This window comes from Kribbella antibiotica (assembly GCF_004349055.1).
Taxonomy (GTDB): Bacteria; Actinomycetota; Actinomycetes; order Propionibacteriales; family Kribbellaceae; genus Kribbella; species Kribbella antibiotica.
Genome location: NZ_SMKX01000239.1, coordinates 1 through 9,615 on the forward strand (window position 1 = coordinate 1; position 9,615 = coordinate 9,615).

General features: G+C 67.2%; 12 protein-coding genes. 7 read left to right on the forward strand and 5 right to left on the reverse strand.

Annotation, left to right across the window (positions count from 1 at the left end):
* The 3 genes from E1263_RS40770 to E1263_RS40780 all read right to left on the reverse strand — a co-directional run.
* Nucleotides 1–344 (reverse strand): IMP dehydrogenase (locus tag E1263_RS40770; protein ID WP_202869295.1); only part of this gene is annotated, 344 nt, incomplete at its 3' end.
* Between the two features lie 406 nt (nucleotides 345–750).
* Complete coding sequence (katG, locus tag E1263_RS40775) at nucleotides 751–2,991, reverse strand: catalase/peroxidase HPI (RefSeq protein ID WP_132177566.1); 2,241 nt, start codon at nucleotides 2,989–2,991, stop codon at nucleotides 751–753.
* A 39-nt stretch (nucleotides 2,992–3,030) separates the two neighbouring features.
* A complete protein-coding gene (locus tag E1263_RS40780; protein ID WP_272949731.1) occupies nucleotides 3,031–3,438 on the reverse strand; it encodes a Fur family transcriptional regulator in 408 nt (135 codons plus the stop codon).
* A gap of 93 nt (nucleotides 3,439–3,531) precedes the next feature.
* On the opposite strand from E1263_RS40780, the gene E1263_RS40785 reads away from it, so the two are divergent.
* A complete protein-coding gene (locus E1263_RS40785; protein ID WP_132177570.1) occupies nucleotides 3,532–3,963 on the forward strand; it encodes a GNAT family N-acetyltransferase in 432 nt (143 codons plus the stop codon).
* Here E1263_RS40785 and E1263_RS40790 read toward each other — a convergent pair.
* Entirely contained in the window at nucleotides 3,903–4,295 is a 393-nt protein-coding gene (locus E1263_RS40790; RefSeq protein ID WP_238162027.1) for a winged helix-turn-helix transcriptional regulator, read from the reverse strand. The genes E1263_RS40785 and E1263_RS40790 overlap by 61 nt on opposite strands.
* Before the next feature lie 66 nt (nucleotides 4,296–4,361).
* Between E1263_RS40790 and E1263_RS40795 the strand changes: the two genes are divergently transcribed.
* The 6 genes from E1263_RS40795 to E1263_RS40820 all read left to right on the forward strand — a co-directional run bounded on the left by E1263_RS40795 (nucleotide 4,362) and on the right by E1263_RS40820 (nucleotide 8,972).
* Nucleotides 4,362–4,754 (forward strand): nuclear transport factor 2 family protein, encoded by a 393-nt coding sequence (locus E1263_RS40795; RefSeq protein ID WP_132177572.1) that lies wholly within the window; start codon nucleotides 4,362–4,364, stop codon nucleotides 4,752–4,754.
* Nucleotides 4,755–4,835: 81 nt separating this feature from the next.
* Nucleotides 4,836–5,522, forward strand: coding sequence for a response regulator transcription factor (locus tag E1263_RS40800; protein WP_132177574.1), 687 nt, complete (start codon nucleotides 4,836–4,838; stop codon nucleotides 5,520–5,522).
* Nucleotides 5,522–6,958, forward strand: a complete 1,437-nt coding sequence (locus E1263_RS40805; protein ID WP_132177576.1) for a sensor histidine kinase — start codon at nucleotides 5,522–5,524, stop codon at nucleotides 6,956–6,958. Before E1263_RS40800 ends, E1263_RS40805 begins: the two co-directional genes overlap by 1 nt.
* A gap of 57 nt (nucleotides 6,959–7,015) precedes the next feature.
* Complete coding sequence (locus E1263_RS40810; protein ID WP_132177578.1) at nucleotides 7,016–7,453, forward strand: DUF6069 family protein; 438 nt, start codon at nucleotides 7,016–7,018, stop codon at nucleotides 7,451–7,453.
* A 17-nt stretch (nucleotides 7,454–7,470) separates the two neighbouring features.
* The gene (locus E1263_RS40815; RefSeq protein WP_132177580.1) at nucleotides 7,471–8,508 is read left to right on the forward strand and encodes an ABC transporter substrate-binding protein; all 1,038 of its coding nucleotides are present in this window, start codon (nucleotides 7,471–7,473) and stop codon (nucleotides 8,506–8,508) included.
* Between the two features lie 110 nt (nucleotides 8,509–8,618).
* Nucleotides 8,619–8,972, forward strand: a complete 354-nt coding sequence (locus tag E1263_RS40820) for an MDR/zinc-dependent alcohol dehydrogenase-like family protein (RefSeq protein ID WP_202869297.1) — start codon at nucleotides 8,619–8,621, stop codon at nucleotides 8,970–8,972.
* Nucleotides 8,973–8,991: 19 nt separating this feature from the next.
* Here the strand turns inward: E1263_RS40820 and E1263_RS40825 are convergent, their stop codons facing one another.
* Nucleotides 8,992–9,438 carry a DUF6069 family protein gene (locus tag E1263_RS40825; protein WP_132177582.1) on the reverse strand — a complete coding sequence of 149 codons (447 nt, stop codon included), beginning with the start codon at nucleotides 9,436–9,438 and terminating at the stop codon, nucleotides 8,992–8,994.
* Nucleotides 9,439–9,615 lie beyond the last annotated feature (177 nt).

The following is a 9,615-nucleotide window of genomic DNA, read 5'->3' on the forward strand; positions in this document are numbered from 1 at the left end:
AGCAGATTCAGCGCCTCCCCCACCGTCCCCGACGGCGGCAACACCAACGCCGTGTCATGCACCGGATCCCGATCCTTGACCCAGGCAACAACCTCCCCCACCACCGGCACCGGAATATCCTGCGGAATCACCGCCAGCCCACCACACCGAGCAATAGTCTCCGCCATCCGCCGCCCCGAAACGGCGGTCATATTCGCCGCCACGATCGGAATCGAAGCCCCACTCCCGTCCCCCGTCGCCAGATCAACATCCAGCCGCGAAGTCACCCGAGACCGGCTCGGCACCAGAAACACATCACTGAACGTCAAATCCCCAGCAGGTTCCCGATCGTGGTGAAACCGCATCCCAGTGCCTTTCGCCGACGCCAAATCCTCCGCCAGCCTGTCACGCACCCTTAGCCCTCACAAGGAATCAGGAATGTGGCAAGCAGTTGCGCGCGGTATCGCTACGTCCGAAGTCGTGGTGACACGGGTGGTCACGTCGTGAAGCCGTGCAAATGTGCCGCCCCCTGTCCCGCGTAACGCTCTGCGAACGCGTGAGCCGGAGCGGATCTGCATCACCCACCAACCCGCTCCTCAGCACTCCGGGCAGGACGCGCTGAGCGCGAACGACGCGGGCCGCGCAGAGTTGGACGGTGATGGCGGTCCGACTCCAGGTACCCAAAGGATCCTTCATCGCCTCGAGATGCCGCCTGACAAGCCGGAAGGCCGGCTCCCTGACGGGAACCGGCCTTCTGGAGTACTGCGTGGATCAGCGGTGCAGGTCGAAGCGGTCGAGCTCCATGACCTTGTGCCAGGCGGCGACGAAGTCGGTGACGAACTTGGACTTGGCGTCGTCGGAGGCGTAGACCTCGGCGACGGCGCGGAGTTCGGAGTTCGAGCCGAAGACGAGGTCGGCGCGGGTGCCGGTCCACTTGACCTTGCCGGCGGAGTCCTTCGCCTCGAAGAACTCCTGGCTGGCGTCGGTCGACTTCCACTCGGTGCCCAGGTCGAGCAGGTTCGCGAAGAAGTCGTTGGTGAGGGTGCCCGGGTTCTCCGTGAGGACGCCGTACGAGGAGCCGTCGTAGTTGGTGCCGAGGACCCGGAGGCCGCCGACCAGGACGGTGAGCTCGGGGGCGCTCAGGGTGAGCAGGTTCGCCTTGTCGAGGAGGAGGTACTCCGCGGGGAGGCGGTTGCCCTTGCCGTAGTAGTTGCGGAAACCGTCGGCGACGGGCTCGAGGGCCTCGAACGAGTCGACGTCGGTCTGCTCCAGGGTGGCGTCCGCGCGACCCGGGGTGAACGGTACGACGATGTCGACGCCGGCGTTCTTGGCGGCAACCTCGACACCGACACCACCGGCGAGGACGATCAGGTCGGCCAGCGAGACCGGCTTACTGAAGGACGACTGGATACCCTCGAGCGTGCGCAGCACCTGGGCGAGCTGGTCGGGGTTGTTGACCTCCCAGCCGGCCTGCGGCTGCAGGCGGATGCGGGCGCCGTTCGCGCCACCGCGCTTGTCGCTACCGCGGAAGCTGGACGCGGCGGCCCAAGCGGTGGAGACGAGCTGCGAGACCGACAGTCCGGAGGCGGCGATCTGCGCCTTCAGGGCGTCGATGTCGGCGGCACTGACCAGCTCGTGGTCGACGGCCGGGATCGGGTCCTGCCAGATCAGCGTCTCGGCCGGAACCTCGGCGCCGAGGTAGCGGTTGATCGGGCCCAGGTCGCGGTGGGTCAGCTTGAACCAGGCGCGGGCGAAGGCGTCCGCGAACTGGTCCGGGTTGTCCTTGAAGCGCCGCGAGATCTCTTCGTAGATCGGGTCGACGCGCAGGGCCAGGTCGCTGGTCAGCATCGTCGGCTTCTTCGCCGGACCGTCGTACGCGTCCGGGATGATCGCCTCGGCGTCCTTGGCGACCCACTGGTTCGCACCCGACGGGGACTTCGACAGCTCCCACTCGTGGCCGAACAGGATCTCGAAGAAGTCGTTCGTCCACTGCGTCGGCTTCGTGGTCCAGGTGACCTCGAGACCGCTCGTGATCGCGTCCTTGCCCTTGCCGGAGTTGAACGTGCTCTTCCAGCCCAGGCCCTGGTGCTCGAGGTCGGCGCCCTCGGGCTCGACCCCGACGTGCTCCTCGGCGTTACCGGCGCCGTGCGTCTTGCCGAAGGTGTGCCCACCGGCGATCAGCGCGACGGTCTCCTCGTCGTTCATCGCCATCCGGCCGAAGGTCTCGCGGATGTCGCGCGCCGAGGCGAGCGGGTCCGGGTTCCCGTTCGGGCCTTCCGGGTTCACGTAGATGAGACCCATCTGTACGGCGCCCAGCGGCTTCTGCAGCTCGCGGTCACCGCTGTAGCGCTCGTCGTCCAGCCAGCCCGTCTCCGGACCCCAGTAGACGTCGGTCTCCGGCTCCCACACGTCCGCGCGACCACCGGCGTACCCGAAGGTCGTGAAGCCCATCGACTCCAGCGACACGTTGCCGGTCAGGATCAGCAGGTCGGCCCAGGAGATCTTCTGGCCGTACTTCTTCTTCACCGGCCAGAGCAGGCGGCGTGCCTTGTCCAGGTTGGCGTTGTCCGGCCAGCTGTTCAGCGGCGCGAACCGCTGCTGCCCGGCGCCCGCGCCACCGCGGCCGTCGCTGATCCGGTACGTGCCGGCGCTGTGCCACGCCATCCGGATCATCAGCGGGCCGTAGTGCCCGAAGTCGGCCGGCCACCAGTCCTGCGAAGTCGTCAGTACGGCGAGGATGTCCGCCTTGACCGCGGTCAGGTCCAGCGTCTGGAACTCGGCGGCGTAGTCGAAGTCCGCACCCAGCGGGTTCGCGACGGCCGGGTTCTTGGCCAGGATCTTCAGGTTCAGCTGGTTCGGCCACCAGCCCCGGTTCGCGTCACCCGAGGTCGGCTGCACACCCTGGCCGTGGGCCACCGGGCAGCCGCCCGAGGCCTGGGCGTTGTCTTCGCCGCGGCTTTCCTCGCTGCCTTCACCGGGCAGGGGCTCGTGCGGCTCATGGTTGTCGGACATCTAAATCCTTCCAGGACTGGACGTTTTCTTCACAGAAGGTCAAGCACAGGCGGCGCACAGCCCCCAGTAGATGACTTCGGCCTCGTCGATGACGAACCCGTGATCGTTGGATGCCGTCAGGCAAGGAGCATGGCCGACCGCGCAGTCGACATCGGCGATCGCACCGCAGCTCCGGCACACGACATGGTGGTGGTTGTCGCCCACACGCGACTCGTACCGCGCTACGGACCCCAGCGGCTGGATCCGGCGTACCAGACCGGCCGCCGTCAACGTGTGCAGCGAGTCGTAGACCGCCTGGTGCGACACCTCGGGCAGATCGTTGCGCACAGCACCGATCAACGAGTCCGTATCCGCATGCGGATGCGTGTAGACCGCCTGCAGCACCGCGACCCGCGGCCGCGTCACCCGCAGCTCGACTCCACGCAACAGCTGCTGGAGCTCATCCACCGTAGGCACCCCCGCAGTCTTCCGCCTTTTCTGGAATGAGTCAAGATTACCTGCCGGAGCACCGACCGCGTGTCTCAATTCGAGAATGGGTCCATGACAGTCCTCGACCACGTCCCGCCCCAGCATCTCGACGATCTGGCTGCGCTGTTCCGCTCCGCATGGTGGCTGACCGATCGCACCTCTGCGGAAACAGAACTTGTACTGCGGGAGTCGGATCTGATCGTCGCGCTCGTCGACGACGACCGGCTGGCGGGATTCGCCCGAGTCCTGACCGACTACGCGCATGTCGCACTGGTCCTCGACGTGGTCGTCTCCCCCGACACGCGGGGTGCCGGGCACGGCGCCACGCTGATGGAGACGATCGTGACGCACCCGTCGCTCCAGCAGGTTCGCAGCATCGAACTGGTTTGCCAGCCCGAGCTGGTGCCCTTCTACAGCCGCTGGGGCTTCACCGACGAGGTCGGTCAGTCGTTGCTGATGCGCCGAAGCGTCCGGTCGTCGGCAGCGTCGTCGTACCGGTCCTGAGCAGCCTGTACGTCGTCCACGTACGACTCGGCCCAGACTCGGAGAGCCTGGAGTGGTTCGTTGAGCGTTCGTCCTAGCGCGGTGAGCTGATATCGGGCGTGTTCCTGCTCGACGCGCTCGACCATGCCGTCGCGCTCGAGTGCCCGCAGCGAGTCGATCAGCACCTTCTTCGTGATGCCTTCGACCTGCCGGTGCAGCTCGCCGAAGCGCCGCGGCTCCTCGTCCAGCAGGATCACGATCATGGCGGTCCACTTGTTCGCGATGCGGGCCAGCGAGGCCCGCGACGGGCACTGCGCCGAGAACACCGTCCACTCGCGACTGGTTTCGGTCACGTTGAAGTAACCACCCTCTCCTGCGGGACTCTGGCCTTCAGGCTAGTCGACTCAACGGAGGATGAAATGTCAGCAATTGATGTCGTAGGCAAGTACGGCGCGGCCGCGGCCGCCGGCGACCTGGAGGCGCTCGCCGCCACCCTGCACCCGGACGCGGTCTGGCACCAGCCCGGCGCCAACCAGACCTCTGGCGATCACGTCGGCCCCGAGGCCATCGTCGCGCACCTCGGCCGCTTCTTCGCCCTCAGCAACGGCACCTTCGCGCTCGTGACCGAGTCGGCCACCGAGAGCGGCAACCTCGTCTCCACGACGGTCCGCTTCACCGCGCAGCGCGACGGCGTGCCGGATCTCGACCAGCACGGCGTCGACGTCTTCCGCGTCGACGGCGACAAGATCGCCGAGATCTGGCTGATCGGCGAGGACCAGGCCGTCGAAGACGCCTTCTGGGGAACCGTCTGAGACTGGCGGGCGGCGTTCTGAGCTGGTTCTGAGGTTCGGTGCTTATCGTGGGACAGAGTGCTGTCCAACGGGAAGAGGATCATGCCGGACGCCAGAGTGCTGGTCGTTGATGACGAGGAGAACATTCTCGCCATGCTGACCACGACCCTGCGGTTCGCCGGGTTCGTCGTTGCTTCCGCGGCCACTGGTAGCGAGGCGCTCGAGCGGGCGCGGGAGTTCCGGCCCGAGGTGATTGTGCTGGATGTGATGTTGCCGGACGTGGACGGGTTCGAGGTCTGCCGGCGGTTGCGGCGGGACGGGCTGGACGCGCCGGTGTTGTTTCTGACGGCCCGGGACGCGCGGGAGGACAAGGTTGCTGGGCTCACCCTTGGGGGTGACGACTATGTGACCAAGCCGTTTGATCTGGACGAGCTCGTGGCGCGAATCCGGGTGCTGCTGAAGCGGGGCCGGAGCGTTCGGCAGGCGGGTGAACGGCTGCGGGCGGGGCGGGTGGAGCTCGACCCGGATACGCATGAGGTGTGGAGTGGTGGCGAGTTGGTGGACCTCTCCGCGACCGAGTTCCAGCTGCTGCATTATCTGATGCTCAACGCGGGCCGGGTGCTGTCGAAGGCGCAGATCCTCGACCACGTGTGGAAATTCGACTTCCAGGGCGATTCGGGCATCGTCGAGACCTACGTCTACTACTTGCGGCGCAAGCTGGACGGGCCGGACGGTCAGCTGATCCGGACAGTTCGTGGGGCCGGCTACCTGCTCCGTACGGCGACCTGATGGCCAAGCGACCGTGGTTGCGATCGCTGCGTAGCAGGCTGCTGGCCGGCGTGCTCGCAGTCACGGCGATCGGACTCGCGGCAGCGGCCATCGTCGGGGTGACGGGACTGCAGTCCTTCTTGGATCAGCGGATCGATCAGCAGGTCAAGATCGCGATGGCCGACAGCAAGCGGACGCTGGGCCCCGACGGGCAGCTGATGTCGATCCCGGCCGAGGCGGGTAGCTGCTCGGTCGCGGTCATCGATGCTGCAGGCAATCAACTCTCGCACGCGGGCGCCGTACAGACGATGCCGACGCCGCCGGTCACGGACCTCGCGCGGTACGCGGCCGGCGGTGCCCCGGTGACCGTCACCGCGGGCCAGGACTACCGGATTCAGGTCGCGACGCTCCCCGGCGGGCGCTTCCTGCTGGTGTCGGAAGCCACCGCCTGGTCTGATGCGGTGGTCTACCGGCTGGTCCTCATCGAGCTCGCGGTCACGCTGATAGCCCTGGCGCTGGCCGTGGCGCTTGCGGTCGGCGTGAGCAGGTTCGTGCTGAAACCGCTGGACACGATGTCCGCCACGGCCACGCGGATCGCCGACGGGGAGCTGTCCCACCGGGTCGAGCTCGCCGGGGCGCCGACCGAGGTCGCCGTACTCGGCCAGTCGATGAACCAGATGCTCGGTCGCATCGAGGATTCGTTCACGCAGCGGCAGCTGGCCGAGGACAGGCTGCGGCGGTTCGTCGCTGACGCCGGTCACGAGCTCCGTACGCCGCTGACCGCGATCATGGGGTATGCCCAGCTCGTGCGGAAAGGGGCGTTGAACGAACCCGAGCAGCTCGACGACGCGATGCGCCGGGTCGAGGACGAGACCCACCGGATGACCAGTCTGGTCGACGAACTGCTTCTGCTCGCGCGGCTCGATCAAGGGCGCCCGCTCGACCGGGTTGAGCTGGAACTGGCCGAGCTGGTGACAGTCGCCGTACAGAATGCCAGGGCTGCTGACCCGCACCGATCGCTGACCCTGATCATCGAGCCCGGAGCACATCCGGTCGTGGGTGACGAGCACCGGCTGAGCCAGGTGCTGGGGAACCTGCTGGCGAACATCCGCGCTCATACCCCCGCCGGTACTACGGCCGAGGTGCGGGTCAGCCGCGCTGGGTCCGACGAACTCGTCGATGTCATCGATCAGGGGCCGGGCATTCCGCCTGAGCAGGCGGACAAGGTCTTCGAACGCTTCTATCGTGCCGACACTGCCCGGCACCGCGTCGCGGGCACCGGGGAAGGCAGCGGCCTCGGGCTCAGCATCGTGGCCGCCATCGTCGCTGCCCATCAGGGCTCCGCGGCCGTTGTGCCACATCGCGGCGGTGCCTGGCTCCGAGTGGTGCTTCCCGCGGCCCCGGTCGCCGAGTTCTCAGCTGACTCTGAGGTGACACCGATGTCGTTCAGAGGCTGAGGCCGTTTTCTGGGAGTCGTGTCCGGAGAAACCGGGCGACTCCCAGGAGGTTCTTCCGTGACTACCCTCTCCGCGGGCGATGGTCTTCGGACCCGCTCCCCGCATCCCGGCAGGCTCGCCGGCGCCGCCGTACTGGCCATTGTGGTGGCGAGCCTGGGCAACACCCTGCTTGCCCTGATCGGCAAGGCTGCCTTCTCGGTCCCCGATGACTTCAAGGGATTCCAGCCCGGCGCCTACGTCTTTCTGACGGTCGTCGGCATCGTCGGCGCCTCGGTCGCCTGGTCCGTCATCGCCGCCAAGGCTGCCAAACCAGTCGACCTGCTGCGCAAACTCGCCGTCGTCATCGTGCCGGTGTCGATGCTCGCCGACCTCGCGCTGCTGGTGACCGGCCAGTCCCCGGCCGGAGTCGCCGTACTGATCGTGATGCATGTCGTCGTCGGACTGGCCGCCTATTTCACCCTGACCCGGATCGCGCCGCCGCGACCGGCCCGTTGATCACCAAGGAGAGCACGTTGAAACGACGCACGATTCTGAAGTACGGCGCCGCCGGCCTGACCGCCTTCGCGTTCAACCAGGTCAGCGCTTCGGCTGCCAGTGGTGACGATCCAGTCCTGCAGCGCCTGTACCGCGATGCGCTCACCGAGGGCGGCGGCCTCGTCGTCTGGGCCGGCGGGAGCGTGCCCAACCAGGAGGACCGGACCCGGCAGGCGTTCATGACCGCCTTCCCCGGCATCGACACCACCATCAAGGTCCGCTACAGCACCGAGCACAGCGCGCTCATCGACCGGCAGCTGGCGCTTGGTGGGCTGGAACCGGACGTCGTTCAGTTGCAGACCCTGTACGACTTCGACCACTGGAAGAGCCAGAACGCACTGTTGCAGTACCGGCCGCCAGGTGCCGCAGCGGTCTTCAAGCAGTACCGCGATCCCGACGACACCTTCATCGGCATCAGCGCCCAATCCTTCGGCCGCGTCGTCAACACCGCCGCCCTCCCCGAAGCCGACCGCCCCAGAGACGCAGTCGACTTCCTGGCGCCGGCCTTCCGCGACAAGATCGTCGTACCGGACCCCACCGCCGACGACGCTGTCCTCTTCGCCTTCTACCTGGTCACCCAGAAGTACGGCCTGACCTTCATGGAACGCTTCATGGAGCAGCGCCCGCTGATCGTCGCCAACTCACCGACAACCAATGCGATCCTGGCCGCCGGAGAGCGCACGGTCAGCCTCGCCAACGTCGCATCCTTGGCCCCCGGGCCCGTCCAGTACCTCGCCCCACGCACCGACCAGTTCATGAGCTGGCCCCGCACCGCAGCAATCTTCCGCACCGCCCGCCACCCCGCGGCCGCAAAGCTCTACCTCGCCTGGCAACTCTCCGCAGAACGCCAGAGCACAGTCCTCCAATGGACCACCCGCCGCGACGTAACAGTCCCCGCCGGCCCCATCACCGGCTACAACACCCCGCTCAACGGCTTCCGCGACTTCATCCGCAACCGAGCCGCCGTCGAACGTTACCGAGCACTCATCACAACCTTCATCCACCCTGGCAGCTGACGAGACGCGACTCGTGTTCCCTTTGGGGGACACGAGTCCCTGGCCCGCGGGAGTGTCACGAGCGGGCCCACCAACACCATCAGGAAGATCTCGTCCACCGCGGCATCACGATGATCGGCACGGCCGGCGCCGCGAACCAGGAGTATCTGCGGAGCCTGGGTGCCGTCGCGACGACGTACGGCGAGGGCTGGGTCGATCGGGTACGGCGCCTCGGCCAGGTCGACGCGGCTCTCGATCTGGCCGGCTCGGGAGTGATCCGCGAGCTTGTCGAACTGACCGGGGACCCGCGGAAGGCGCTCTCCATCGCCGATCTCGGCGCACCAGAGCTCGGGGTCCGCTTCTCCGGCGTGGCCGGCAGCGTGCCGGAAGCGCTCGCCGGCGGCACACGTCGACAGCCAAGCCGGCCATACCCGCGGGCGCCGGGTCGTGGTCGTCCGAGCCGATCACTAGAAGGTGTCGACTAGCGCCTCACGCAGTGCTGCTTCATAGCCTCGCGTTTACTGGGCGCGCGGGGGCGAGGCGGGTCAGGGAGAAGTAGGCAGTCAGTCCGACAACGACGTGCATGACCACCAGCAAGGCCACCCCGGCCGGCGACTGCCCGGACAACAGCAGCGCGAGGTCGGCCAGCATTGTCACCGGCACGATGATCAGCGCAAGCCTGCGCAGCAACTCGACCGGCTCCGCAGCCCGAGCCGCGATCAAAGACCACGCCACCGCCGCACCCGCAATCCCGAAGAACGTCAGTGACACGTACGCAACAGGCTGGAACCCCTTGAAATCATCGGGAACCGACAGCGCTGCCGTACCGATCAAGGCAAGCGCCGCGTTGACCACACTCGCCACCACAACAGCCAGTACGGCGGCGCCAGCCACCCGACCGACCTGCGGTGCACGCGAGCGAGAACCGCCGACCGCAGACACAGTAGCCATGAGTTCCTCCTGAAAGCCGTCCGGCACCCCACCGAATCGTTGCCTCCAGCAAACGCCCTCACCCTGCGAACACCCTCCGAGTTCCCTGTGAGTCCCCTGGCAACCGAACACCAGCACAGCGAACCGCCAACACTGACCAACCCCAAGCGAGCACCCGATTCACGCCCAGCCCACCCC

Coding starts and splice junctions, on each gene's coding strand:
- katG (WP_132177566.1), bottom strand. CDS start 2,991: ATGTCCGACAACCATGAGCCGCACGAGCCCCTGCCCGGTGAAGGCAGC.
- E1263_RS40805 (WP_132177576.1), top strand. CDS start 5,522: ATGGCCAAGCGACCGTGGTTGCGATCGCTGCGTAGCAGGCTGCTGGCC.
- E1263_RS40795 (WP_132177572.1), top strand. CDS start 4,362: ATGTCAGCAATTGATGTCGTAGGCAAGTACGGCGCGGCCGCGGCCGCC.
- E1263_RS40785 (WP_132177570.1), top strand. CDS start 3,532: ATGACAGTCCTCGACCACGTCCCGCCCCAGCATCTCGACGATCTGGCT.
- E1263_RS40800 (WP_132177574.1), top strand. CDS start 4,836: ATGCCGGACGCCAGAGTGCTGGTCGTTGATGACGAGGAGAACATTCTC.
- E1263_RS40825 (WP_132177582.1), bottom strand. CDS start 9,438: ATGGCTACTGTGTCTGCGGTCGGCGGTTCTCGCTCGCGTGCACCGCAG.
- E1263_RS40820 (WP_202869297.1), top strand. CDS start 8,619: ATGATCGGCACGGCCGGCGCCGCGAACCAGGAGTATCTGCGGAGCCTG.